This is a genomic window from Corynebacterium sp. HMSC14B06, from assembly GCF_001807075.1.
GTDB classification, from domain to species: domain Bacteria; phylum Actinomycetota; class Actinomycetes; order Mycobacteriales; family Mycobacteriaceae; genus Corynebacterium; species Corynebacterium jeikeium_D.
The window spans coordinates 25,209-50,586 of the sequence record NZ_KV787370.1; the positions used below are offsets into that span (position 1 = coordinate 25,209).

Here is a 25,378-nt window from a genome sequence, read left to right on the forward strand (position 1 = left end):
CTAATGTGAAAACGATCCGGTGTTAGCTGTAAGGTTATGGTCATGTCTGCGACCAGCCGAACCAGAACTGACAATCGTCGTGGATCTTCCCGCTCTGCGGAGACAGATGCCACGCGGCGATACCCCGTGCACAGTGCCACGGAGGAATTCGAGCGCACTCCTAGCGCCATGTCGTTCGTGGGCAATAGCTTGGCCAGCGCCTGGACTGAAACTGCCCGCGGCGTGGCCGGTCTTGCCCGTCGGGTAGGCGGTCGCAAAAATAAGCGAGATGAAGAGGAGAATATGTCGCGGCGCGAAAGTGACGCCGATTTTTCGACGAAGCCCCGTAGGAAGCGTCGTAAAGCAGCTAGTGGCTATGACGATGTAATTGAACCGCCGGCACCGGCCTCCGTGCCAGCTGACGAGTTCGACGCAGACTTCGATGAGGGTGGCGAACCGGGATCGAAGGATGGCCTCGCACTACTCGTGCTGGCGTTGGCGATTGTGCTCGCTGGCTCGACATGGTTCCACCTGGCAGGGCCAGTGGGGGAGTTCATTGAAACGGCAGTGCGCACGCTCATTGGTATCGGCGCTTTTGTACTTCCGGTGCTGCTCGGTGTTGTTTCCGTATTAATGATGCTGGATGCTATGCCGCGCCGTGAACGTCTGACACCTACCATCACTGGAGCTTCGCTGATCGTGGTGGGGCTGCTCGCAATTGTGCATATCGGCTCGGGTCGTCCTGCGGACTGGCAGGGGCGACGTGCAGCTGGTGGCGCAATTGGTGGTTATATCGGTTCGCCGCTAGCAGCCGGGTTTACCTCGTGGGTCGCCGTGGTTTTGTTGCTGGGTATCGTTTTTTACGGCGCTCTGGTGCTCTCTGGCGCGACGGTGCGCCAGCTTATCGATGCCACTAAGGAATACTTCAACTTTTCCGAGTGGTCTTCGCGTCGTGCCGGCGACGAGCCGGAATCGGACGATCCCTACGGCAATGTCGATGACATGCTGGAACGTCGTGCGAGCTGGGATTCCGATACCGCATATGCCGATGAGGACTTTGACCAGCCGACGCAGCTAATCGAGCGTCGCCCAAGCCACAGCGGCCGCACGCATCATTCCTCGTCGCGTTCGACCGATCGCTCTGCTTACCGAGCTCCTCGCCGTGGCGCGGATAGCCGTATGTCTGCACCCGAACCCGCGCCTTACGACGAACCGGATGCTGACGGTAATCTCTACGATCTTTTGGACGAAGAGCCGCAGAGGACTCGACAGGCTCCGCGACCTGCCCGTCAGGTTGAGGATGTCGACTACGATTCGGCAAAGACCACAGTGTTTGATGTCCGGCATGGGGCACAGCACTCCAACCGAGTCTCCCCGGTGGAGCCGGCGTTTCCGGCGGCTGAGTACGTGGAGGAAACTCAGTCGGATGCTGTGCATCGGGACACCGCCGAAACGGAATCGACTATTCCGGCTGTCGGGGGCACGAACTACCACGCTGCCGACGAGGAGTATGACGAGTACTCCGAGTACCCGACGCAGGAGGCTGCTGCAGCGAGCAGCAGCGAACGCAATCGTGTTTCCGCTTCCCGAGCTCCGAAACAGCCCGTTCAGTCTGAGACCGTAGCGCCGGAGAGTGCCCCGCAGGGCGAGTCGTCTGTCGACGATTCGCGGGATGCGGTTTCTGAGGCTACGCGCCGCACCATGGATGCCATTGCCGCTCGTTCTGGCATCGATGCCTCTAAGATTCCGGCCACAACTCCGAAGTCTGAATTGGAAAAGGACGCCGAGGGTACGTCCGCTTCGTCGGCATGCACGCCGGAGTCTGACTACCACCTGCCATCGACTAACTTGTTGATCCCAGGTGAGCGCCCCAAGACACGTACGGCGACGAACGACCGCATGATTGAAGCGATTACTGAGGTATTCGCAGAATTCAAGGTCGACGCTGCGGTGACTGGTTTCTCTCGCGGTCCGACGGTGACTCGCTACGAGGTCGAGCTTGGCCCGGGCGTGAAGGTCTCGAAGATCACGAACCTCCAGTCCAACATTGCCTATGCGGTAGCGACCGACAATGTCCGCCTACTGACTCCGATTCCGGGCAAGTCAGCCGTTGGTATCGAGGTACCGAACAACGACCGTGAGATGGTTCGGCTTGCCGACGTACTCAACGCGCCCAAAACCGTTGCGAACGATGACCCGATGCTGATTGGGCTCGGTAAGGATATTGAGGGCGAGTTTATCTCGTACTCCATCCAGAAAATGCCGCACCTTCTCGTTGCCGGTTCGACCGGTTCGGGTAAGTCCGCGTTCGTAAATTCGATGTTGGTTTCGCTGCTGACTCGTGCGACCCCGGAGGATGTCCGCCTGATTCTGGTGGACCCGAAGATGGTCGAGCTGACTCCATATGAGGGGATTCCTCACCTGATTACGCCAATCATCACTCAGCCGAAGAAGGCCGCGGCGGCTCTGCAGTGGCTGGTTGAAGAGATGGAACAGCGGTACATGGACATGAAGGCCGCCCGCGTCCGTCACATCAAGGACTTCAACCGTAAGGTCAAGTCCGGTGAGATTACGACGCCACTTGGCTCGGAACGCGAGTACCGTCCGTACCCGTACATTGTCTGTGTCGTCGACGAGCTGGCAGACCTGATGATGACCGCACCCCGCGATATCGAAGATGCGATTGTGCGCATCACGCAGAAGGCCCGTGCCGCCGGTATCCACTTGGTGTTGGCTACGCAGCGTCCGTCTGTGGATGTGGTCACCGGTTTGATTAAGACGAACGTGCCATCGCGATTGGCATTCGCTACCTCGTCACTCACGGACTCCCGCGTCATTCTTGACCAGGGAGGTGCTGAAAAGCTCATTGGTATGGGCGATGGCCTGTTCATTCCACAGGGTGCAGGCAAGCCGCGACGGCTGCAGGGTGCCTTCGTCACAGACGAGGAGATTCAGGCAGTAGTCGATGCGGCTAAGGCACAGGCCGAGCCGGATTACACCGAGGGGGTCACAGAGGATAAGAGCGCTGAGGCTGAGCGCAACATTGACCCCGATATTGGAGATGACCTGGAAGATTTGCTTCAGGCAGTCGAGCTGGTGGTCACCGCACAGCACGGGTCGACCTCGATGTTGCAGCGCAAGATGCGAGTCGGCTTTGCCAAGGCTGGTCGACTGATGGACCTGATGGAAACTCGCGGAGTGGTCGGGCCATCAGAGGGCTCTAAGGCACGTGAGGTGCTGGTCAAGCCAGAGGAGCTCGAAACCATTAAGTGGATGATCAAGGGCGCAAACCCGGAGGATGCTCCTAAGGAAGAAGTAAACGTAGTCGACGCTGATCCGAATCAGTCTATGGCGTAGGACGACCCAGCCTTACCGCCGTTTCTGATTGCGTGTATAGTCGGCACACGTGGAGGGGAGTATCCCCGGTAAAAGTGGATGTTTTCCGCTAGCCCGTGACGGTTATCGTCAGCACGGATTGGACGCACAGACTCGTCTTGCGCACATCGAATCCCGGTGCCGTCACTTTTGCCACTATGGCAGAAGCAGGAGAGACCTCCGGTTCATGTTCGCACGACCGGAGGTCTTTTTTTAATATGCATGTCCCCGCATTGGTATGGATTATCACCATTGTGGTCGTCATGGGTTTTATCGCCTTTGACTTCTATGCACACGTTCGCACGCCGCATAACCCAACTATGAAGGAAGCCGGCATCTGGACCGCTTTCTACGTAGTCTTGGCATTAATTTTCGGCGGAATGGTGTGGTTGTTATGGGATCACCACCGAGGCATTGAGTTTCTATCGGGCTATATCACCGAAAAGGCGCTCAGCGTAGACAATCTATTTGTCTTTGCACTCATCATCGGCGCATTCAAGATTCCGCGCCAGTACCAACAAAAGGTTTTGCTGTTCGGTATTGCGATGGCGCTGGTATTCAGAGGCCTGTTCATTTGGGCTGGTGCGGCAGTTATTGCCAAGTGGTCTGACGTTTTCTACCTGTTTGCAATCTTCCTGATTTACACGGCTATCAAGACGGTGTACGACGAAGCCGTCGATAAGCCGGAACCCGATCCGTCGGATATGAAGCTGATTCAATGGCTGCGTCGAATCGTCCCAATTTCGGACCATTACAACAAGGACAAGCTGACTGTTAAGGAAAACGGCAAGCGTTACTTGACTCCACTTGCCATCGCGCTGGTGTCCATCGGTTTTATCGATGTGATGTTTGCGTTTGACTCTATCCCGGCTATCTACGGCCTGACGGATGAGGCATATATCGTCTTTACTGCAAATGCCCTTGCTCTCATGGGGTTGCGACAGATGTACTTCCTGCTCGACGGTCTGCTGGATCGCTTGGTGTACCTGGCTTATGGCCTGGGTGTCATCCTGGCCTTTATTGGTGTGAAGTTGCTGTTGCACGCACTGCATGAAAACAACCTGCCGTTTATCAACAGCGGTGAGAACGTGTCGGTGCCTGAAGTATCGACCTGGGCGTCGCTGGCGGTCATCGTCATCGTTCTGGTGGTGACTGTCCTGGCATCGTGGCTCAAGAGCAAGCGTGATGAAAACATGGGTGCGATTGCCCTTCCGCGTGTTCACCACGATGATGATGGAAGCCGCGATGGCCTCGGCTCTCACGCCTCCTCTACTTCTGTCAGTGAGGGGTCAACGTCGGCCGGAAGCGAAACTAACGGTTCACACACCGGTAAGAACGAGCCTGGGCGTTAATCGAACACGATTGTGAGATAAGGTAACAACTGTGACTGCTCCAAGTGCTGATACAAGCCGTGTTTCCAACTGGAACTTGCCCAATTTCCTGACCGTGCTTCGCATCCTCGGAGTACCGGTGTTCCTGTGGGTACTTCTTCAGGAGGGCGGCGAAGCCACCAATTGGCGCTGGTGGTCGTTTGTCGTATTCGCGCTTCTGATGGCGACTGACAAGTTGGACGGGCACCTCGCACGTAGCCGTAACCTCATTACCGACTTTGGCAAGATTGCCGATCCGATTGCCGATAAGGCTCTAATGCTGGCTGCGCTGATTGGTATGAACATCATCGACATTCTGCCGTGGTGGGTGACTGTCATCATCGTGATTCGCGAAGGTGGCATCACCATCTGGCGTATGTTCGCCCTGCGTCAGGGGCGTGTTGTTCCGGCTTCTCGGGGCGGCAAGATAAAGACGGTCCTGCAGTCTGTAGCAGTGGGGCTCTTCCTGATGCCAGTGGACTGGTTGTTCTGGCCGTCCTGGATTGTGATGGTTGCCGCCATTGTCGTCACCGTCGGTACTGGTATCCAGTACATTGTGGATGCGCGAAAGGTCTCGTAGAGAAATTAAGTGGAGGGTAAAGCTGTGAACACAGTCGAACGCCTCGCCCAGAGCGACGAAAACGCTGACGGTGTCGATGGCGTTTCGCTTCAACTCGTCCAAACGCTTACGGCTCGTGGCGAGACTTTTGCAGCCGCAGAATCACTTACCGCAGGTCTTCTCTGCGCTACAGTTGCCTCCGTACCGGGAGCCTCCGCCGTTCTCCGCGGTGGCGTGGTCACTTACGCCACTGACACGAAGGCGTTGCTTGCCGACGTGCCAAAGGATGCTTTGGCCGCATATGGCCCCGTGTCCGAGTTGACGGCCCGGTATATGGCACTTGGAGTGGCAAATAAAGCAGTGGCGGACTGGGGGATTTCGCTAACTGGCGTTGCTGGTCCAGCGATGCAGGATGGGCACCCAGTAGGTGAAGTCTGGTGTGGTCTGAAACCGCCGGGAGTTTCGTACCTTGATGGGGTAACTGCTGTTAGGTTGCCGGTGAATAAAGAGGGGTCGCGCGCGGAGATTCGTCGTCAAGCAGTGGTATTGGCGTTAGAACTGTTGTTGCAGAATCTCGACGGTGAGTAGAATTTTTGAAAATTGGGAACAGGTCGGCCTTCTAAAGCGTTAGAGAAAGTGATGACCAACAATACTGCACTTATGACCATTCGCTACCCAGAGGTAGATAGCGCTGCCGCTTTCGAAGCTTCCATGGATGCCACAGCACCGTCGGCGCGGGTGGCTGTAGGGGAGCAGCCTGGATCGGTTGCAAAGTTAACGGCACAGGATTTGGCGGAACGGGGAGAATCCCGTGAGCCACTCCTGCGAGAGGCACTGGGGGAGACGCTGCGTGATATCCGTTCGCGCAGTGGACAGACGCTGCGTGAGCTTTCTGAAAATGCGGCTATTAGCCCTGGTTATTTGTCTGAGCTTGAGCGTGGACGGAAAGAAGTCTCATCTGAGCTGCTGGCGTCGGTATGCGCGGCGCTTGGTGTGACGGTGTCGGATTTGATGATGGAAGCAGCCACAGCGATGGCCCTGCATTCGGCGAGCCCAGAATTGGCAGCGATGTAGAAATTGGTTGCGGCGGTGGAATTTCATTCCATTGCTCCGGTACTTAGCACCCGAAGACGCTCGGCTTTAGTTAAGATTGGGTGCGCGATAAGCACAGACCTGCTTTGAGGTAGTTGCAATAAGAAAGGTGTATGGGACGCTATGGCTAATCCATTTGTAAAGCTGTGGAATTACTTGATGGCCGCTTTTGATTCCAAGATTGAGGAAAACGCTGATCCGAAGGTGCAGATTCAGCAGGCTATCGAGGATGCCCAGCGGCAGCACCAGGAACTATCGCAGCAGGCAGCGGCGGTGATTGGTAATCAGCGCCAGCTGGAAATGCGCCTTAACCGTCAGCTCGCTGAGATTGAGAAGCTGCAGGGGAACACTCGTCAGGCATTGCAGCTCGCTGACAAGGCTCGTGCTGAGGGGGATACTGCCAAGGCTACGGAGTATGAGAACGCAGCTGAGGCTTTCGCAGCTCAGTTGGTTACTGCTGAGCAGTCGGTAGAAGATTTGAAGGCTCTGCACGATCAGTCGCTGCAGCAGGCGGCTCAGGCTAAGAAGGCCGTCGAGCGTAATTCCATGCAGCTGCAGCAGAAGGTCGCGGAGCGCGCAAAGCTCCTCAGCCAGCTGGAGCAAGCAAAGATGCAGGAGAAAGTCTCTGAGTCCCTGCAGTCGATGAATCAGATTTCTTCGGGGGCTACACCTAATCTGGATCAGGTTCGTGACAAGATTGAGCGTCGTTACGCTAACGCTCTTGGTCAGGCCGAGCTAGCTCAGAACTCGGTTCAGGGGCGTATGGCTGAGGTAGAGGCCGCAGGCGTTCAGCTTGCTGGGCACTCTCGCCTGGAGCAAATCCGCGCAGAAATGAACGGTGGCAACGAGCTCTCTGGTGGCGAGGCTCAGAAGTCCATCGAGGGAAGCGCTGCCTCCAACGTTGACCCTGCTGTTGCTGAGCGCATGCGCCAGCTGCGTGAGGGCAATTAATTCTCCTACTCACCTTCACCACGTGCGATTAGCGAATCACCCATTGCCTTCGAGCGATTAATGGTTCGGATGACTACTGGTACGCCGAAGGCAATGATTGAGCCGGCAGCCCCTCGTGCTTTTCGAGCTTCCAGTACCTCGGCAGCGGCCATAACCTGAAGCGGAATCATACGCAGCGTCAGCGATAGTGCGAGCGCGATGGTGTCGACTGGTAGGCCGAAACGGGCGAACGGCTGCATCGCAGTGGTCAAAGTATCCATGATGTCGCTGACGCGGGTCGTCAGCGTTAGCAATATTGCCGCTGCGATTGCGGCGAGAAGCGCGAGGAAGGTCGTCAGCGCTTGCTCACCTCCGGCGCGCCACCACAGGAGAAGCGAAAGCAGCGCCAAAATGATGACGGCTCCACGGAGCTGTCGGAAAGCAACCATTGGTGGCACCTTGGCCACCGCATAAGCAAGGGTGATAATTGCCAGGGCAATCGCCCCGCCTAGCCAGGTATCCACGAGAATCCCGGTGAGCAATAAAAATGCGATGACAATGATGAGTTTGGGGGCCGTCGGGAGCCTGTGCACAGGCGACTTATGGTTTAGGTAAAGCCCTAACGGGACATCGGCTGGATGAATCATGAGCGGCCTTCTTCCGCACGAGTCATATCGCTGACGTATCGGTCAATAACTTCCTTCGGCGCACCGTCGTCGACGATTTCTCCTGCGCTTACGCGGATAACCCGGTCGAAGTCCATAAGAAAATCCAGATCATGAGTGACCACGATAATTTGCTGCTCAAGCTGGGCGAAAATACTCCGAATGTGGAGACGATTGCGCAAGTCGAGGAGCGTAGTGGGCTCATCGGCAATAATGGTCGTGGGATTAAGAATTAACACTGCCGCCAGCGCCAGTAGCTGTTTTTGTCCACCCGAGAGCAAGTGTGGCGAGGCGTCAGCATGATTGGCGAGCCCAAATCGCTCAAGAGCTTCCTGCACCAGCTGGTTGCGCTCATCCTTTGGCAGTTTTCGCTTGCGTAGTGAAAAGGCAATGTCCTCTGCGACTGTCGGCATCACAATTTGGTTATCCGCATCAGAAAAGATGAAGCCGACATTCTTGCGAATTGCCTTTGCCTGCTTTGCGACATTCATGCCCTCATACGTGACCGTGCCACCAGTGACCGGGCCCAGGCCGTTAATGAGTCGCACCAGCGTGGACTTACCGCCACCGTTTTCGCCGATAATGCCAATGCGGTTCTCTGTGAGAGTTAGCGTGGTCGGCTTCAGTATCTGGCGTCCCGAATAGGTTGCGGACGCGCGGTCAAAAGCGATGGTGGGCATAGTGCGACTCGAGACCCTTTCTAATTCTGTGGGGTTAATTGCCCGAGGTGGCTGCTTCCTTAACCAAACGACTTTGCTTACGGTTGGCAGCGTCGGGAAGCAAATCAGGGAAAGCCTGCAGTACGGCAGTAGCAATAAGCGCGGCTACGACAACCTTTGCCACGTCGCCTGGGATAAACGGGACGTTGGTAATCAGTGCGTCGGTGAAGCTAAGTCCCATACGCCAAGTCAATCCGACAGATCCGAAGAAGTACTGTAGTAGAACTCCGACGAGGCCTGCGCCGATGAAGACGCTGATTCGTGAAACCTTCGCCCGTGGTGCTTGCTGGGCAATCGCGCCGATTGCGAAACCGGCAATTAAATAGCCGACAATGTAACCCACGGTAGGGCCGGGGAGTGCGGCGAGAAGTGGTTTCCAGCCCGCCATGTTTGGGACACCCACGAGACCAACAGCCAGGAACAGGGTAGTGGCGAGGCCGCCACGTTTGAATCCGAGAATCATCCCGGCCAGTGCGATGCCCATGTTCTGTAGCACGATTGGCACGCCGAGGCCGCCAACGGGAATGGCAATGCCGCCGAGCACGATGATTAGTGCTGCGAAAGCAGCGATAATAGTGAGGTCATACACCTTGGAATTATTCACAGCTCTCATCTTAAACCCCTGAGTTGAGCACTGTTCAGGCAGGGGGCCGGGGATTCGTCTATGCAAAAAGGCGCCCAGGTAGGTATCAGTGACAGGTATCTTGTACGTTGGTCTCATGCGATTGGCCGATTTTCACAACTTCGTCAACCACGAATTTGGGCCTCAGCACGGCCCGTGGCTGTTGCATTCCCACGTACTGATGGAATATGGAAAAACTCCCGCGGAACTGCTCGAGGACGGGGTCGAACCTCGGGATATCTGGTGGGCGCTGTGTAGGGAACACGATATTCCTGAAGACCGCTGGTACGGTCCTGACGAATAGGTTCCGGCGTAGACGACGGTGAATGCTTGCCGACGGCTCTTGCGTGTCGTTGCCATTCGAACAGGGTTTCGCATATTATCGAAAGTGCTGATGAAGTCAATCCGTCTGATTCGGTATAACTTCCGGGTGTAACCGGCAGTAGAGGTGTCGCGGACCAATTTGGAACCGGAACGGCTAGTTTCGCGCCTAATTAAGTGTGAGCGAAGTTTCTGTTTTGGATGAAAATCGGGAGACACATTCTCTGAGTACGGCTCCAGAACCCGATACCGTACGCGACAATGACCGCGACAATGACAATGAGGAAGAACAACGAACTATGGCTCGTAAGAAGGCTACGGCTTCGAACCAGGGCAATGATCGCCTGAAGGCGCTCGATGTAGCTCTGGCGAACATTGAGAAGGACTTTGGTAAGGGTGCAGTTATGCGCCTGGGGGACGACAATCGTCCTCCAATTCAGGTTATTCCCTCCGGCAATATCGCTATCGACGTGGCCTTGGGCCTGGGCGGGTTCCCGCGTGGTCGTATCGTAGAAATCTATGGTCCAGAATCCTCAGGTAAGACCACAGTCGCACTGCATGCTATTGCAGAGGCGCAGCGGCAGGGCGGTATTGCCGCATTTATTGATGCGGAGCATGCGCTGGATCCGGTTTATGCGCGCAAGCTTGGAGTAGATACGGACAACCTTCTGGTATCCCAACCAGATACCGGTGAGCAGGCACTTGAGATTACAGATATGTTGGTGCGTTCCGGTGCTATTGACATCATCGTGGTTGACTCGGTGGCCGCGTTGACTCCGAAGGCTGAAATCGACGGTGAAATGGGCGATTCCCACGTTGGCCTGCAGGCGCGGTTGATGAGTCAGGCGCTGCGCAAGATGACTGGTGCGCTGTCCCACACCGGCACCACTGCCATCTTCATTAACCAGCTGCGTGAAAAGATTGGCGTCATGTTCGGCTCTCCTGAGACCACCACGGGTGGTAAAGCACTGAAGTTCTACGCTTCCGTTCGCTGTGACGTACGCCGAATTCAGACGTTGAAGGACGGCCAGGATGCGGTGGGTAACCGCACGCGCTTGAAGGTAGTCAAGAACAAGGTGTCGCCGCCGTTCAAGCAGGCAGAGTTTGACATCATCTACGGCGAGGGCATTTCGCGTGAGGGCTCGTTGATTGACATGGGCGTTGATAACGGCATTGTCAAGAAGTCCGGTTCGTGGTTTACCTACGAGGGCGATCAGTTGGGTCAGGGCAAGGAAAAGGCTCGTATGCACCTGCGCGAGAATCCAGAAATTGCCCAGGAAATCGAAGTCAAGATCAAGAAGAAGCTCGGTGTCGGGGAATTCGCGGAGGTCGAGGATGAGACCGATATCGATGCCCCTGTCGATGTCGTGCCGGACATCGACTTCGATGATTTGGAAGACTAGCTAGCTCACGGCGTAGTGCCGCGACACACGAAAAGAGAGGACCGTGGAGGATCGTAACGGCCGCGATGTGCGGGAGACTATCGAAAAGCTTGCTCAGCAGATTGCGGAAGCTGACGGTGGTTCGCTCTACGATGCGGGTCGTGAGGAATCCAAGGCCCCGATTCGTGCTAAGGCACTGCGCTTGCTCGATCAGCGAATGCGTTCCCGCAAGGAACTCGTAGAAAGGCTCGAGGCAGTCGAGGAGTTTCCAACCTCGATGATTGAAGAAGTCGTTGATGACCTGACCCGAAGTGGATTGGTTAATGACGAGCTTTTCGCATCCGAATGGGTGCGGCAGCGCTTTGCCAGTCGCGGCAAGTCGAAGATGGTTTTGAACCGGGAGCTGCAGGAAAAAGGCATTGATGCTTCTCTTCGTGCAGATGCGTTGGAGCAGATTACGCACAACGCGGAAGAAGAAGTCGCCCGGAAGCTAGCGGCGAAGAAAGCGGCCACTATTAAAACAGTGGCACCTGACTTCAACTCCAAGCAAAAGGATTTACGCAAAGTCGTCGGTGTGCTGGCGCGGCGCGGTTTCCCCTCTGAATTGTCCATGAGCATTGCTCGGGATCAGTTAGAAGAGCGATACCGGGAACTCGAAGAGGACACAGATTAGCGCCGGTGCCACCGCACGCCGGATTAGCACGCCGGCTGCGGACCCGTCAGGTTTAAAGGGGTCGCTGATTGGGGAAATGGGCCATAAACAGCTAACCTAAACTGCCGTGACTACCCCTTCTTTGAACTCTCAGCAGCAGTCTTCGCCTCGCACATATGAGGTACGTACGTTCGGTTGTCAGATGAACGTCCATGACTCGGAACGACTGTCTGGCTTGCTGGAAGAAAACGGTTATGTAGCGGCTGCAGAAGGCGATAATCCTGATCTGGTCGTTTTCAACACCTGTGCCGTTCGAGAGAATGCGGACAATCGCCTCTATGGCACATTGGGACAGCTCAAACCGGTCAAGGATGCTCACCCAGGCATGCAGATTGCCGTCGGTGGCTGCTTGGCCCAGAAGGATAAGGACGTCGTCGTAAAGAAGGCCCCATGGGTGGACGTAGTCTTCGGCACGCATAACTTGGGTTCGTTGCCAGCTTTGTTGGAACGCGCCGCTCATAATGACCGGGCTGAAGTCGAGATTAAGGACGCGCTGGAAGAATTTCCCTCGGTGCTGCCGGCCAAGCGTGAATCCACTTACGCAGGTTGGGTGAGTATTTCCGTAGGCTGCAATAACACGTGCACCTTCTGCATCGTCCCCAGTTTGCGTGGTAAGGAACGCGATCGTCGTCCGGGCGAGATTCTCGCTGAGGTACAGGCACTCGTGGAGCAGGGCGTTACTGACGTCACCCTCCTCGGACAGAATGTCAACGCCTATGGTGTTAACTTCGCCGACCCTGACATGGAACGCGACCGCTCGGCTTTTTCCAAGTTGTTGCGCGCCTGCGGCCAGATTGAGGGGTTGGAGCGCGTGCGCTTTACGTCTCCGCACCCAGCTGAGTTCACCGATGATGTCATCGACGCTATGGCGGAGACACCGAATGTGGTTCATCAGCTACACATGCCACTACAGTCCGGTTCCGACCGAGTGCTGAAAGACATGCGCCGTTCCTACCGCACCAAGAAATTCCTGGGAATTCTGGAGAAGGTTAGGGAAAAAATGCCGGACGCGGCCATTACCACTGACATCATTGTCGGTTTCCCAGGCGAGACCGAAGAGGACTTCCAGCAAACTCTCGACGTGGTGGAAAAGGCTCGTTTTAGCTCGGCGTTCACCTTCCAATACTCGCCTCGCCCGGGAACTCCGGCGGCGACCATGACTGATCAGGTTCCACCAGAGGTTGTGAAAGAACGCTATGGTCGGCTGCTAGCGCTTCAGGAGCGTATTTCCGAGGAAGAAAACGCCAAGCTCGTCGGTCGGGAAGTTGAGCTGCTGGTCAGCCAGTCCGATGGGCGTAAAAATGCGGAGACTCATCGCATGTCAGGTCGGAGTCGGGATGGCCGCCTGGTGCACTTCAGCCCGTCGGAAAGCGAACCAGGCGTCGTCGACCGCAAGATTCGCCCAGGTGATTACGTGACAGTGCGTGTGACCGACTCCGCACCGCACTTCCTCATTGCTGACTCCGGTGTGCTCACACACCGCCGCACTAAGGCGGGGGATAATGTAGAGGTCGGTCAGACTCCGACGACCGCTCCGATTGGAGTTGGTCTGGGCTTGCCAAAGATTGGACGCCCGGAGAAAACGAGTGTAAGTGAGGGATGCGGCTGTGAGTAGTGACAAGGCTTCGCCGGAAAGTGATATGGAATCCACTAGCGAGCAGTCGGTGGAATCCGCGCAGGCGTTGCGGGTTCAGGAGCGCAAGGCCGCTGGCGAGCTGGACCTCGGCCGTGCGGTGATTCCGATGATGGTTGCCGTCATCGGCCTCATTACGAGTTTCTTCCTTCCGCACTCGGGCGTTGTTTTGGGCTTTGATGTGTTGCTGGATACGGATGTTGCGCATCAGTACTTCACGACTCGACCGGAGCGAATTTACTCCATTCTCGTGGTGGTAGGTGTCTTGCTAGCTATTGCCACGCTGATTACGCGGACGACGATTCTCGCATTCGTCACCTGGTTTTTTGCCTGTATTCAGATGGTCTACTCAGTCTTCGCTGGTTGGATGCGTCAGTCTCGTCCACAGGAACTGGCCGGCGAGGGTATTTCCTTCGGCCTGATGCTCGGTATTTTCTGCAGTTTTCTACTGGCCATCTCCGTGACTTTCATCGCTTTCCGACGTAGTAAGGAGCAGCTCGCAATCGCGACGAAACGTCGCAAGCACGCTGACACCGATCCGGTACTGCGCGCGCAGCAGGTTTACCTGCGGGCGGGCCTGACCCCGAATACGACTACGGATGTTGAGGTCGTCGACGACCGCCGTGAACGCGCTCGCCGACGCAATCGTGTCCAGCAGGGCAGTAGCGCGGATAATGTCTCTCAGCAGACCGGCGAAAAGGACGAACAGGTCAGCGACGAGTAGTGAGACTTTTTAACTAGCGCAGTAAGTATGGGGCTCTCTTCCACTCCGGAAGAGAGCCCCTTACTTTTAACCATCGACGCGTTGCCAGCGCCCAGCTGAGCCAGATTCGGTTGAGGAAGCCGGAGAGCGAGAACATGCTTCCCCGACACACAACTAGCTTCTGTTAGAGCTCCTTGAGAGTCTCCGCGGCCTGCTCTGCCCACTGTCGCCACTGTTCGGCCTGCTCCCGAGCCTTGGCTGCCTGAGAAGCCTTGCCCTTCGCCTCGAGTTCGGCGGCCTTCTGCTCAAACTCCGCTGCGCGGTCGGCGAACTGCTGGACGCGAGCCTGTGCTTCGGGGTCGGTACGGCGCCACTGCGAATCGGCAGCATCGGAGACGCGCTTTTCCAGTGCGCCAATGCGGTTTTCATACTCACGCACACGACCACGCGGCACAAAGCCGATGGCCTCCCATTTCTCCTGCAACTGACGCAGTTCGTTGCGAGCGTGATCGAGGCCCTTGGACGGATCAATGCGGTCTTCGTATTCAGCCAGCAGTGCGTCCTTGGCCGCAGCGTTTTCCTCGAACTCCCTGTCTCGAGCTTCGTTGACCGCGTTGCGAGCACCAAAGAACTCATCCTGGGCGGCCTTGAACTGCGCCCACAGCTTGTCATCGACCTCGCGCGGGGCTCGACCAGCGGCCTTCCACTCAGCCATCAGGTCACGGAAGGCAGCAGCGGTGCCACCCCAATCAGTGGAGGTCTTCAGGGCCTCAGCTCGCTCAATGATGTCCTCCTTAACGCGGCGAGCAGCCGCACGGTTGCGGTCCAGTTCCGCAAAATGGGCACCGCGGCGGCGGTTGAAAGAATCACGCGCGCGGGAGTAACGGCGCCAGAGCTGATCATCAGTTTTGCGGTCGATGCCGCGAATCTGCTTCCACTCCGTGAGAATCTCGCGGATACGGTCGCCGGCGACCTTCCACTCGGTGGAGTTCTCTGCGAGCTCTTCGGCCTCTGCGGCGAGCTCTTCCTTACGTGCGATGGCGTTCTTACGGCGCTCTGCCTTGTCGTGAGCGACTTTTTCCTCTGCGACGTGGGAGGTGGCAATGACCTCTGCAAGGCGCTTATCCAGCGCATCGATATCGCCGAGGACCGTGGCGGTGGCAAGGCTCTCACGCAGTTCAACTGCGTTGTGAGAAATGGTCTTTGCCTCCTGCGGGTGGGAGACTACACGAGATTCCAGTAGCTCGACCTCGGTGGCCAGATCCTCGTAGCGCTTGCCGTAGTGGGCATAACCCTCTTCTACGGTGCCAGCCTGCCAGGAGCCAATATTGCGTTCGCCGGCGCTGGTGACCAGCCAAACAGTGCCGTCTTCGTCAATGCGGCCAAACTTCTTTGGATCATTGTGGACGGCATGTGCCACAGCGGCCGACCCCGCAGGCGCTGGAGTAGCTCCAGGGGCCTTACGATGAGCCGGCATTGAGCCTGGTCGAGGTCCCGGACGTGGACCCGGGCGTGGACCTGGCTTAGGGGAATTGCTGGTACCGGTCATAGTGGGTAAACCTCTTCCAATCTTCATGCAGAACTGCCGCGCGACACGGCTGCCATCAAACACTTACGGTATGTGCTCGAGTATCCCAAAAATTTTGGCACAGCGCGCGTAACACCGCCGGATTAAGGCATCGACTAGCCCCTCACGGTAGCGTTGAGGACGTGAATTCGCGTTTGCCTCGGCTTGTTATCGTTCCGCGTGCGCTCCTCATCGTCGAGGAGCTGGGTGGTTTTGCACCTATCGCCACGGAATTGCGCCGTCATGCCCGTGAAACCGTCGCGACGCTGTGGACAGATGACGAACCCGGGGAGCCCGGCGCGGTCGCTATTATCACTGGCAGGATGCAGGCGAAGTCCCCGCACCAGACCAGCGCACCCGGCAGTTTTTCTCCGTATGGGGTTGATGTCACGGTGTCAGGCGGAACCGAATTACCTGAGCTGCTGGGACGCTGGCTTATCGAAGACTACGCGCGACGGAATTCTGAAGGACCCACTGGCCGCGTCATTCAGGCAACGTGCTTCGACTCTATCGCTGAGGCACTCGCTGCCGGTCACACGCGTCTGCTTGTGCTTGTCGACGGCGCATTCGGCCTTGCGGACGATTCCCCGGTCGGCGTAATTGAAGGTGCAGCGGAGGTTGATGCGCTGTGCAGTCTGATTGCTGGTCAGGACTGCTCAAGTATTAACGTGGAAAATATTGTGTTTCCAGCTCCCGGCGCGTACGCAGCCGAGTTATGGCAGCAGCTGAGTAAAGCTGCTGAAAGCTGGAAGGGGTCTGGATTGACCGTCGTAAAGCGTTCTTACTATGACGGGGCGCCTTATGGAATCGGCTACCACGTGGCCAGCTGGCGGTGTGTTGCGAAGTAAGAGCGCGCGTTTTTAGTTTTTGTGCAGGAGTGTGAACTGGGTAGTGACGGCTTTCGAGAGTGAGAGCTTGCCGGTGCCGATTGCGGTGGTAGGGCCGACGGCGTCGGGAAAGTCGGATTTGGGGCTGGTACTTGCGGAGCAGCTTGGCGGTGAGGTCGTCAATGTTGATTCGATGCAGCTCTATCGAGGAATGGATATCGGAACAGCGAAGCTGTCGGTGGACCAGCGGCGGGGGATTCCGCACCACCAACTCGATGTGCTGAACGTGACGCAGCCGGCGAGTGTGGCGACGTATCAGCGTGAGGCGGTCGCGGATGTTGAGGCCATTCGCGCGCGGGGGAAAGTCCCCATCCTTGTCGGCGGGTCGATGATGTATGTGCAGGCGTTGGTGGACGACTGGCAGTTCCCACCTACGGACCCTGAAGTACGTACGAAGTGGGAGACAGTGCAGGACGAGATCGGTCCGGCGGCGTTGCATGATCGGCTGGCAGAGATTGATCCGGATGCGGCGGCAATTATTGAGACCAATGACCCGCGGCGCACCGTCCGCGCCCTGGAGGTCATCGAGCTCACGGGCAAACCTTTTGCAGCGTCGAAGCCGTCGATTGATAAGCCACCGCGGTGGAACACTCGCATATTGGGGTTGCGCACGCAGGCGGAATGGCTAAATCCGCGGATTGAACAGCGTACGCGGGGCATGTTTGCCGCTGGCCTGGTGGAAGAAACTGAGAGTTTGATTGCGCAAGGGTTGCGCGAAGGTGTGACCGCTAGTCGCGCGATCGGCTATGCGCAGGTGCTGGACTACTTCGATGGGGTTTACGACCTGGATACGGCTTGTGAACGCACGATTACTGGTACGCGCAGGTATGTGCGACGTCAGCGCTCCTGGTTCAACCGTGATCATCGGATCATGTGGCTAGACGCTGCCGGTGACGTGCCGGGACAGGCGTTTTCCGCACTTGGTCTGTAAGAGATTCGGACCTCCCGCTAGCATCAAGGGCATGGTTTCATTTGCCAAAGGCCACGGTACGCAAAACGATTTCTTGATTTTTCCAGATGATTTGGTGTCGATTGATTTGACCGAATCACTGGTCGCAGCAGTGTGCGATCGACAGCGAGGTCTTGGCGCTGACGGCGTCCTGCGGGTTGCCCGTGCGGGGAAACTCGTCGATGCCGGTGTTTTGGCGGCATTGCCGGAGGGCGTTAAAGCCGACGATTGGTTTATGGACTACCGCAATAGTGACGGTTCTATTGCCGAGATGTGCGGGAATGGTGTCCGCGTCTTTGCACACTATATTGCCGCGATTCACAGCCCGGACAGTGTCGTCGACGGAACTTTGCGGGTGGGCACTCGAGCAGGGCTGCGCGCTGTTTCGATTGATGAGCTCAGCCGCAGGCACGCGGTCGTTGGGGTGGATATGGGCCAGCCGGAAGTCCTCGGCCTCGCTACTGCGTTCATTGGTTCGGGCAACAATGCCCAGAAATTCGCCGGGATTGGTGTCGACGTGGGAAATCCGCATTTGGCCTGCGTCATGCCTGGCCTAAATGCCGCCGCTCTGGCGGAGCTGGAATTGGAAGCGGCGGGTAGTGTCGCGAAGCCAGTGCGTGCCGACGAAGCCATGTTCCCGAACGGCCTCAATGTGGAAATTGTCACCCCGCTGGATGCCTCTGATTCGGTGTCCATGCGAGTAATTGAACGTGGAGTTGGTGAGACCCGCTCGTGTGGCACCGGTACGGTTGCGGCAGCTATTGCCGCGCTGGCCGATGCCGGCCGGACTGAGGGGGTTGTGACAGTCAAGGTGCCTGGCGGTGTGGTGACTGTGGATGTCCACAAGGCCAGCAATGCGGATGGGGACTTCTCGGCGACCTTGACCGGGCCGAGCGTGATTCACACGCTCGGCGATATTGAGCTGGAAGCCCTGTGACTGGTAGCTAGTGCAGCAGGAGCCCTAGCGGGGTAGTGGAAGCGGTGGGGAGTTAGCGGACTAGTGTCCGCCGCAGCCACCGTCGCCACAACCACAGCCGCCATCGCCACAGCCGCCTCCGCAACCTTGAGGCGGAATGATCTCACCGGTCAGTGAGAAAGTGCCGGAGACGACCATACCTGGCTGGGGAGCTTCGTCGCCGCCGGGGACAAGTACGTCCATGGGGGTCGGAAGAGCAAGGTTGAGCACCCAGAACTTCTTGCCGGTCAGCTCATTGACATGCTTGCGGGAGTTATTGATAACACCAGCCAGTTTGACGGTTGCGCTAGGCGATGCCTTGCCGACCTGATCTCCGACAATTGCCTTAGCACCTTCGAAGTCCAATGTTGTCGGGGTTGCCCCAGTGCGCTTTTCGTACTCCTCAGCGGATGCGTCGAGGGTGAAATCAGTTGCCAGAGCTGATAGCGCGACATGCTCAAAAGTCTGAGTTCCGGCATCAACAATCATTGGCCCCTGTGACAGCAGGCAGGTAGCGACCTCGATGACCTTGTCAAAGTTATCCGAGGAGGGATCATCCTCGACGATTTCCACGAGCGCCAAGACATCGTCCACGCTGGATACATGGGCAGTGACGGTCGGGCTGCCCGCGAAGCCGGCGTAGGTAGAAAATGGTTCAACACCCAGGATGTGCAGACGCGCACCAGAGGAATCTTCGAAACGGACCAGCTGGCCACCGCGGACCTCGCCGATGACCGACAGATTGTCACTGGCAATCGCGGCTTCCATCGCGTCTCGCCAGCTGGGGTAGTCCATGCCAATGCTTCGCAAGTCAGTAGTCATACTTTTCGATGATACTTCCCATATCTTCATCTGCGAACTAACGAATCGCACGTGAGCACATTGTGCTCTGGGGTACCTAGAACCATTCCTCCACGCCGCGGCAACTATTCGGATGGGACTAACAATTCTGCCACGCTAAATAGGCAAATATTAAGTGTGGCATAAATAACTTTCCTTAGGTGTGCCCGGTTTATTCCATTTAGGCATGCCTAAGAGTAAGCTCATCTCCGTAAACACGATTTGCTTAGCTTAATTCTTATCTATATAAGCGAGGTTTCTCATGCTCGGATTGCGGTCTCGAAAACAGTCGGATGACATTCAGTCGCTTGCCGACGTCCCGGTGGGGGTAACCGTCACTCTGGGAGCGTCGCATGTGGATGAGCGCCTGTGCCGCAGGCTTTCGCAACTGGGGCTTCGCCCTGGAATGAGTGTCACTGTGGGACGGAGCACCAGCGGCGGTGGGCGAATCGTCCATGCTGGCGCAACGCGCTACGCCATCGATGCCAGCACGCTGCACAAGATGTCCGTCGTGGGTTAGGTCCCCTACATCTCTTTTCTCACCTCCCTCCTGAAAGTAAACAATGACAACACCTACGGATTCCTCAACGCGAAAATTCGCATCCACGCCCAGCTGCCATGCATGCAGTGGCGGAGCACCAGCAAAGGATGGTGCACCTGTTGTCGCAGTAGTCGGCGCACCGAACTCCGGTAAGTCAACACTGTTCAATAGTTTGACTGGTGCGAAAGCGCAGATGGGCAATTGGCCTGGTACGACCGTAGAGGTCAGCCGCGGCGCGTGGAAGACCGATGCCGCTGAGTACGATGTCATCGATTTCCCGGGTGCCTACTCGCTGGATGCCATGAGTCCGGACGAAGAGCTCACTCGCGAGATGCTCATCGAGAAACCGGAAGAAGAACGCCCGGATCTCGTCGTTGTCGTTGTCGACGCCACGGCACTGGGCCGTGGTCTCTACATGGCCGCGGAATTGGCGGAACAGCCCCAGCGCATCGTTCTGGCTCTGACCAAACTAGATGTTGCCAAGGCCAAGGGCATCGATGTGAATCCGGACGCATTGCAGTCAGCTATGGGGATGCCGGTGGTGGCGCTGGATCCCCGTCGTAAAGCGGGAATGGCGCGGTTGGCCGACGCGGTAGCAGCGGCTCTGGACGGATGTAGTTCGGTGTCGTCACCGATTCGCCAGGTCGATGGTGAATCGATTGAACGCCTGGACGACGCACGCTTTGCCGCGATTGATGCGGCGGTTGCGGCATCTACGGGCGGGGTGGAAGATCGCCAGACTTTCTCCGACCGCATTGATAACGTGGTTCTTCACCCGGTGCTCGGACCGATTGTGTTCCTGGCAGTTATGTGGGCAGTCTTCCAAATCACGACGACGGTAGCAGCACCGTTGCAGGACGGTTTGGAAACCCTTATTACCGGTAATTTCGCAGATTTGGTTACTCGTGGATTAGAAGCGGTGGGATGGGACCATCCGATTGTCACCGGGCTGCTTGTAAACGGCATCATCGGTGGTGTCGGCATGGTGCTGACCTTCGTTCCGCTGATGGCACTCATGTTCCTGTGCCTCGCAGTACTCGAGGATTCAGGGTATATGGCGCGTGCAGCCGTGGTGGCTGACCGTGTCATGCGTGCAATTGGTCTTCCGGGTAAGGCATTTATTCCGCTGATTGTTGGCTTTGGTTGTAACGTGCCAGCGATTTCGGCAACACGTGTGCTGAGTAATCCGCGCCACCGCATTTTGACGGCACTACTGGTTCCGTTTACCTCCTGCTCGGCGCGTCTAACCGTGTATGTCATGTTGGGTGCGGTGTTCTTCCCGGAACACGCGGGCACAGTCGTCTTCGCTATGTACGTGATCTCGATTCTGCTGATCGTTCTGACCGGCCTTGCACTGCGTAAGACCTTGTGGCGCACCATGCCGTCGGAACCGCTGGTCATTGACCTGCCAACCTACCAGCTTCCGACCGCACGGCTGGCACTATCTGTGATGTGGATGCGTCTGAAGGGCTTCCTGCAGACCGCTAGTGGAATCATCGTCAGCACCGTCATCGTCGTATGGCTTCTGATGTCTATCCCGGTTGTCTCCGGGCACTCCTTTGCCGATGAAGACCTGGCACCGCAGGACTCCGCATACGGTGCAGTCAGCGAAACTATTGCTCCTGTGTTTAACCCGGCAGGTTTCGGTACATGGTCTCTGACAGGTCCGTTGGTGACGGGCTTTGTGGCCAAGGAAGCCGTCATTTCTACCTGGGCACAGACCTATGCAGTGGAGGACGTCACCGACTCCGATTCGAGCGAACAGGCCTCCAGCCCGCTCGCGGAGAATATTCGACGTGACTTTGACAATGCATCCGATGGACATGGATTGGCAGCAGTCTGGGCCTACATGATCTTCCTGCTGGCTTACACACCGTGCGTGGCTACGCTCGCGGCACAACGTCGAGAGATCGGCTTGAAGTGGACGGGCTTCGGTTTGCTAGCGCAGCTGGTCGTTGCATGGGCACTGGCCGTGATTGTTTTCCAAGGGTTGAAGCTGTTCCTGTAAAGCCTCGTTGATTCCTAGTAGCTTCGGCAAAGCTACTAAGTCACACTTGCGAACTAGAAATCAGATCCAACAAGAATCGCGACACGGAAAGGAGCTATCGCCGTGGGACTCTTTAGAGCCAGGAAGAATACGACGGTTACTCGTCGGCCTTCAGAAGCCGTTCAGGATGCAATTGCGCAGGGCATTAGCTCCCGACGCAAGATTTGCGAAATCACCGGATTGCAGCGAGCAACGGTAGACCTCATCCTTGACCGCATGGAACACACCGGCCAACTGCGCCGGGAATCCCTCGGTGGCATGTGCCCAGGCGGAGGTTGTTCCAACTGCGGAATGTCCGACAGCGGTACGTGTACTGGTGGTAGTTCTAAGAGTGGTCCGGTCGCACTGGTTCTGACACGCAGGCCACCTTCTGCAGCCTAAGTCTTGAGCTTCGGCTCGGTATTCTCCGCACACAATGCGGAGAATTTGGCTTGTCATGCGACAATAGCAGCTAGTATGACGAATTTTTCCAACAACTTTGATGAGGTCAGCGACGAAACGTCGCAGCAAGCTCGCACCTCGCACGAGATGGACGATTTTTTCATCGACGCTAACGATGCTGGCGAAAACGCCGATAGTGCCTCCGGGGATGCGTTCGCAACGGACGTCGGCACGCAAAGGGAACCTACCGTCGGTGATTTGGATCTGGAGGCGCGTTCCTCTCTGCGCCGGCTGACCAGGTCAGTAGCACATACTGAATCCGAAGAGGTGATGGTCGAGTACCGTCAGCTCCGACTGGAGCGCGTTGTGTTGCTCGGTGTCTGGACATCCGGGACCCTTCAGGAAGCCGAAGTGGCGATGGAGGAGCTCGCCGCACTGGCAGAGACTGCAGGTTCGGAAGTTTTAGAGATGGTGCTGCAGCGTCGTGATAAGCCGGACCCTGGTACTTACGTGGGATCCGGCAAGCTCAACGAGCTTCGCGATATTGTCGCCTCTACCGGCGCAGATACAGTTATTTGCGACGGTGAGCTGTCTCCCGGCCAATTGGTGGCGCTGGAGGATCGCCTTGACGCCAAGGTTATTGACCGCACCATGCTGATTCTGGATATCTTTGCTCAGCACGCGAAGTCCAAGGAGGGCAAGGCGCAGGTCTCGCTGGCGCAGATGCAGTACCTGTACACGCGTCTGCGCGGCTGGGGTGGCAACCTATCGCGTCAGGCTGGTGGTCGCGCGGGCTCCAACGGCGGCGTGGGTCTGCGTGGTCCGGGTGAAACTAAGATCGAAACCGATCGTCAGCGGCTACGCCAAGATATGGCGCGGATTCGCAAGGAATTGGCTGGCATGAAGACTGCGCGTGAGATCAAGCGCGCACGTCGTAAGGCTGGACACCTGCCGCGCGTGGCAATTGTCGGCTACACCAACGCGGGTAAGTCTTCGTTGCTCAACGCACTGACAGGTGCCGGTGTGCTGGTGGAAGATGCGCTGTTTGCCACGCTGGACCCGACGACTCGTCGCACCAAGCTTCGCGACGGTCGCACGGTGATTATGACCGATACGGTCGGATTTGTTCGCCACTTGCCGACGCAGCTCATTGAAGCTTTTCGCTCGACCTTGGAAGAGGTGCTCGAAGCCGACGTCATCATGCACGTCGTAGACTCCTCTGACCCATTCCCGCTGGAGCAGATTAAGGCTGTCAACAAAGTCATCAACGAAATCGCGGAGGAAGAAAAGGCCGAGATTCCGCCCGAGCTGTTGGTAGTCAACAAGGTGGACAAGGCCGATGGCATCACTCTGGCGCAACTGCGCCACCAGCTCGATGATGCGGTCTTTGTCTCTGCGCGAACGGGTGAGGGGATCGGTGAACTGGAGACCCGACTCGAGCTTGCACTCAATGAGCTGGAGTCTCACGTCCACATGTTGATCCCCTATGACAAGGGCAATATTGTCTCCATGCTCCACGAAGATGCGACCGTGCTGTCGGAGACATGGACAGAGCAAGGCACCCAGATGGATGTGCGTTTGCCCACTAGCCTCGCGGATGAACTGTCGGCATACCACATCGAACCTGCAGAGAATACTGACTTCTCGGCCGACGCGAATGAGGATAGTAGCAACGACGGCTAGTCGGAATAGGGCGAGCGGAGTTGGAATAGGGAGAGCGACAAAGAGCTCCGGCAGTCCTGGGTTTAATGCTGTATCCGTGGCGTGATCTGCGGTGGGCATCCACTAGCATTACAACCATGAATTCTACTTCTGACGCGGAGACCCAACAGGGAACCTCCGCAAATCCGCCTGCTGAAAACGCCGAACGTGGCCGTCTTTTCGGTTGGGATATTCACGGTGACGGTCGAAAGATTGCACCGGGAGCCGTGGTGGCTCCCAACGAACGCCTCGATTGGCCTCGTACAATTGGCATTGGCGCACAGCACGTCATTGCCATGTTTGGTGCAACTCTTCTGGTGCCGCTATTGACTGGTTTCCCAGTCAATACCACACTGCTGTTCTCGGGTATCGGCACGATTGTCTTCCTGCTAATCACCCGAAACCGCTTGCCCTCTTACCTGGGCTCGTCGTTTGCCTTCATCGCACCACTGACCGCGACACAGGCGCAGGGTATTGGTGTTCAGCTCGGTGTCGTGCTCTGCGCCGGCATCGCGCTCATGCTCGTTGGCTGCGTTGTAAAGTTCGCCGGCAAGCGTGTCCTCGATGCAGTGATGCCACCTGCAGTAACCGGTGCCATCGTCGCTCTCATCGGACTTAACCTGGCGCCTGCCGCCACGGAGAACTTCGCCACTCAGCCGTTGGTCGCATTTGTCACGATGGCATCCATTGTCTTCGCAACCGTCGCTGGCCGCGGTATGGTCAGCCGTCTGGGTGTCCTTATCGGCGTACTAATCGGCTGGGTCTTCGCCGCTGCCACTGGAAATCTCTCGCCCGAGGCTACAGAAACTGTCGGCAATGCCGCCTGGATCGGTCTGCCCGCATTCCACGCGCCGGAGTTCCACTTCAATGCGATGCTGATTGGTCTGCCCGTCATCGTAGTACTCATCGCAGAGAATGTCGGTCACGTCAAGGCTGTTGCTGCCATGACCGGCCGAAACCTCGATGACATCGCTGGCGATGCTCTTATTGCAGACGGTCTAGCCACCACCATCGCCGGTTCAGCTGGTGGTTCTGGTACCACTACCTACGCTGAAAATATCGGTGTTATGGCCGCTACCCGTGTCTATTCGACCGCAGCTTACTGGGTGGCAGCTTTCACCGCCATTGCACTGGCTTTCATTCCAAAGTTCGGCGCACTCATCTTGACCATTCCTACCGGCGTGCTCGGTGGGGCAACGATGGTGCTCTACGGCCTAATCGGTTTGCTCGGTGTGCGCATCTGGATGGACGAAAAGGTCGACTTCAACAACCCGGTTAATCTCACCGCTGCCGCTACCGCGCTGATCGCGGGTATCGGCAACCTCACCCTCGACATTGGTTCGCTGACGCTGGAGGGCATTGCTTGGGGGTCGGTCGGCATTATTATCGGCTATCCAATTTTGAACTGGCTCTACAACCGCATCGGCGAGAACCGCTCGTAGGCCACC

General features: G+C 57.0%; 24 protein-coding genes. 19 read left to right on the forward strand and 5 right to left on the reverse strand.

The genetic code is table 11. The features are described 5' to 3' along the window. Positions 1 to 42 precede the first annotated feature (42 nt). The 6 genes from HMPREF3130_RS04720 to HMPREF3130_RS04745 all read left to right on the forward strand — a co-directional run bounded on the left by HMPREF3130_RS04720 (position 43) and on the right by HMPREF3130_RS04745 (position 7,326). Complete coding sequence (locus HMPREF3130_RS04720) at positions 43 to 3,336, forward strand: DNA translocase FtsK (protein ID WP_070429461.1); 3,294 nt, start codon at positions 43 to 45, stop codon at positions 3,334 to 3,336. Between the two features lie 236 nt (positions 3,337 to 3,572). Next, positions 3,573 to 4,706, forward strand: coding sequence for a TerC family protein (locus HMPREF3130_RS04725; RefSeq protein WP_016422604.1), 1,134 nt, complete (start codon positions 3,573 to 3,575; stop codon positions 4,704 to 4,706). Positions 4,707 to 4,737: 31 nt separating this feature from the next. Then, positions 4,738 to 5,304, forward strand: a complete 567-nt coding sequence (gene pgsA / locus HMPREF3130_RS04730) for a CDP-diacylglycerol--glycerol-3-phosphate 3-phosphatidyltransferase (RefSeq protein ID WP_016422605.1) — start codon at positions 4,738 to 4,740, stop codon at positions 5,302 to 5,304. Positions 5,305 to 5,328: 24 nt separating this feature from the next. Beyond that, on the forward strand, positions 5,329 to 5,871 hold the full coding sequence (locus tag HMPREF3130_RS04735; RefSeq protein WP_016422606.1) for a CinA family protein: 543 nt from the start codon (positions 5,329 to 5,331) through the stop codon (positions 5,869 to 5,871). Between the two features lie 51 nt (positions 5,872 to 5,922). Beyond that, entirely contained in the window at positions 5,923 to 6,357 is a 435-nt protein-coding gene (locus HMPREF3130_RS04740) for a helix-turn-helix domain-containing protein (protein ID WP_016422607.1), read from the forward strand. A 141-nt stretch (positions 6,358 to 6,498) separates the two neighbouring features. Continuing rightward, positions 6,499 to 7,326, forward strand: a complete 828-nt coding sequence (locus HMPREF3130_RS04745) for a PspA/IM30 family protein (protein WP_005509356.1) — start codon at positions 6,499 to 6,501, stop codon at positions 7,324 to 7,326. 5 nt (positions 7,327 to 7,331) lie between these two features. Here the strand turns inward: HMPREF3130_RS04745 and HMPREF3130_RS04750 are convergent, their stop codons facing one another. Genes HMPREF3130_RS04750 through HMPREF3130_RS04760 form a run of 3 tightly spaced genes read right to left on the reverse strand, consistent with a single transcriptional unit; the run spans position 7,332 to position 9,302 of the window. After that, the gene (locus HMPREF3130_RS04750; RefSeq protein WP_016422608.1) at positions 7,332 to 7,952 is read right to left on the reverse strand and encodes an energy-coupling factor transporter transmembrane component T family protein; all 621 of its coding nucleotides are present in this window, start codon (positions 7,950 to 7,952) and stop codon (positions 7,332 to 7,334) included. Next, complete coding sequence (locus HMPREF3130_RS04755; RefSeq protein WP_016422609.1) at positions 7,949 to 8,650, reverse strand: energy-coupling factor ABC transporter ATP-binding protein; 702 nt, start codon at positions 8,648 to 8,650, stop codon at positions 7,949 to 7,951. Before HMPREF3130_RS04755 ends, HMPREF3130_RS04750 begins: the two co-directional genes overlap by 4 nt. 34 nt (positions 8,651 to 8,684) lie before the next feature. Next, the gene (locus HMPREF3130_RS04760) at positions 8,685 to 9,302 is read right to left on the reverse strand and encodes a biotin transporter BioY (RefSeq protein WP_016422610.1); all 618 of its coding nucleotides are present in this window, start codon (positions 9,300 to 9,302) and stop codon (positions 8,685 to 8,687) included. A 106-nt stretch (positions 9,303 to 9,408) separates the two neighbouring features. Here HMPREF3130_RS04760 and HMPREF3130_RS04765 point away from each other — a divergent pair, with 106 nt between their 5' ends. From HMPREF3130_RS04765 to HMPREF3130_RS04785, 5 genes are all read left to right on the forward strand, one after another. Continuing rightward, positions 9,409 to 9,615 carry a DUF3046 domain-containing protein gene (locus HMPREF3130_RS04765; RefSeq protein WP_042389280.1) on the forward strand — a complete coding sequence of 69 codons (207 nt, stop codon included), beginning with the start codon at positions 9,409 to 9,411 and terminating at the stop codon, positions 9,613 to 9,615. A gap of 316 nt (positions 9,616 to 9,931) precedes the next feature. After that, entirely contained in the window at positions 9,932 to 11,035 is a 1,104-nt protein-coding gene (recA, locus tag HMPREF3130_RS04770; protein WP_049170952.1) for a recombinase RecA, read from the forward strand. A gap of 43 nt (positions 11,036 to 11,078) precedes the next feature. Then, positions 11,079 to 11,687 (forward strand): regulatory protein RecX, encoded by a 609-nt coding sequence (locus tag HMPREF3130_RS04775; RefSeq protein ID WP_016422612.1) that lies wholly within the window; start codon positions 11,079 to 11,081, stop codon positions 11,685 to 11,687. Positions 11,688 to 11,793: 106 nt separating this feature from the next. Further along, on the forward strand, positions 11,794 to 13,341 hold the full coding sequence (gene miaB, locus HMPREF3130_RS04780; protein WP_042388645.1) for a tRNA (N6-isopentenyl adenosine(37)-C2)-methylthiotransferase MiaB: 1,548 nt from the start codon (positions 11,794 to 11,796) through the stop codon (positions 13,339 to 13,341). Beyond that, entirely contained in the window at positions 13,334 to 14,083 is a 750-nt protein-coding gene (locus HMPREF3130_RS04785) for an Rv2732c family membrane protein (RefSeq protein WP_016422614.1), read from the forward strand. Before miaB ends, HMPREF3130_RS04785 begins: the two co-directional genes overlap by 8 nt. A 163-nt stretch (positions 14,084 to 14,246) precedes the next feature. Here HMPREF3130_RS04785 and HMPREF3130_RS04790 read toward each other — a convergent pair whose 3' ends face one another. Further along, positions 14,247 to 15,611 (reverse strand): DUF349 domain-containing protein, encoded by a 1,365-nt coding sequence (locus HMPREF3130_RS04790; protein WP_016422615.1) that lies wholly within the window; start codon positions 15,609 to 15,611, stop codon positions 14,247 to 14,249. Between the two features lie 161 nt (positions 15,612 to 15,772). On the opposite strand from HMPREF3130_RS04790, the gene HMPREF3130_RS04795 reads away from it, so the two are divergent. The 3 genes from HMPREF3130_RS04795 to dapF all read left to right on the forward strand — a co-directional run bounded on the left by HMPREF3130_RS04795 (position 15,773) and on the right by dapF (position 18,402). Further along, positions 15,773 to 16,477, forward strand: a complete 705-nt coding sequence (locus tag HMPREF3130_RS04795) for a class III extradiol ring-cleavage dioxygenase family protein (protein WP_016422616.1) — start codon at positions 15,773 to 15,775, stop codon at positions 16,475 to 16,477. 67 nt (positions 16,478 to 16,544) lie between these two features. After that, positions 16,545 to 17,447, forward strand: a complete 903-nt coding sequence (gene miaA / locus HMPREF3130_RS04800; RefSeq protein ID WP_042389282.1) for a tRNA (adenosine(37)-N6)-dimethylallyltransferase MiaA — start codon at positions 16,545 to 16,547, stop codon at positions 17,445 to 17,447. A 31-nt stretch (positions 17,448 to 17,478) separates the two neighbouring features. Next, positions 17,479 to 18,402: a diaminopimelate epimerase gene (dapF, locus tag HMPREF3130_RS04805; RefSeq protein ID WP_016422618.1), complete on the forward strand. Its 924-nt coding sequence runs from the start codon at positions 17,479 to 17,481 to the stop codon at positions 18,400 to 18,402. A 60-nt stretch (positions 18,403 to 18,462) separates the two neighbouring features. On the opposite strand, the gene HMPREF3130_RS04810 is transcribed toward dapF, so the two are convergent. After that, the gene (locus HMPREF3130_RS04810) at positions 18,463 to 19,242 is read right to left on the reverse strand and encodes a hypothetical protein (protein WP_016422619.1); all 780 of its coding nucleotides are present in this window, start codon (positions 19,240 to 19,242) and stop codon (positions 18,463 to 18,465) included. A gap of 280 nt (positions 19,243 to 19,522) precedes the next feature. Here HMPREF3130_RS04810 and HMPREF3130_RS04815 point away from each other — a divergent pair, with 280 nt between their 5' ends. The 5 genes from HMPREF3130_RS04815 to HMPREF3130_RS04830 all read left to right on the forward strand — a co-directional run bounded on the left by HMPREF3130_RS04815 (position 19,523) and on the right by HMPREF3130_RS04830 (position 25,372). Further along, positions 19,523 to 19,780 (forward strand): FeoA family protein, encoded by a 258-nt coding sequence (locus HMPREF3130_RS04815; RefSeq protein WP_016422620.1) that lies wholly within the window; start codon positions 19,523 to 19,525, stop codon positions 19,778 to 19,780. 43 nt (positions 19,781 to 19,823) lie between these two features. Beyond that, the gene (gene feoB / locus HMPREF3130_RS04820; protein WP_069358734.1) at positions 19,824 to 21,809 is read left to right on the forward strand and encodes a ferrous iron transport protein B; all 1,986 of its coding nucleotides are present in this window, start codon (positions 19,824 to 19,826) and stop codon (positions 21,807 to 21,809) included. A gap of 102 nt (positions 21,810 to 21,911) precedes the next feature. Further along, positions 21,912 to 22,229, forward strand: a complete 318-nt coding sequence (locus tag HMPREF3130_RS11215) for a FeoC-like transcriptional regulator (protein WP_016422622.1) — start codon at positions 21,912 to 21,914, stop codon at positions 22,227 to 22,229. A 75-nt stretch (positions 22,230 to 22,304) separates the two neighbouring features. After that, positions 22,305 to 23,912 (forward strand): GTPase HflX, encoded by a 1,608-nt coding sequence (gene hflX / locus HMPREF3130_RS04825; RefSeq protein WP_016422623.1) that lies wholly within the window; start codon positions 22,305 to 22,307, stop codon positions 23,910 to 23,912. Between the two features lie 116 nt (positions 23,913 to 24,028). Further along, positions 24,029 to 25,372: a uracil-xanthine permease family protein gene (locus HMPREF3130_RS04830; protein WP_224433128.1), complete on the forward strand. Its 1,344-nt coding sequence runs from the start codon at positions 24,029 to 24,031 to the stop codon at positions 25,370 to 25,372. Positions 25,373 to 25,378 lie beyond the last annotated feature (6 nt).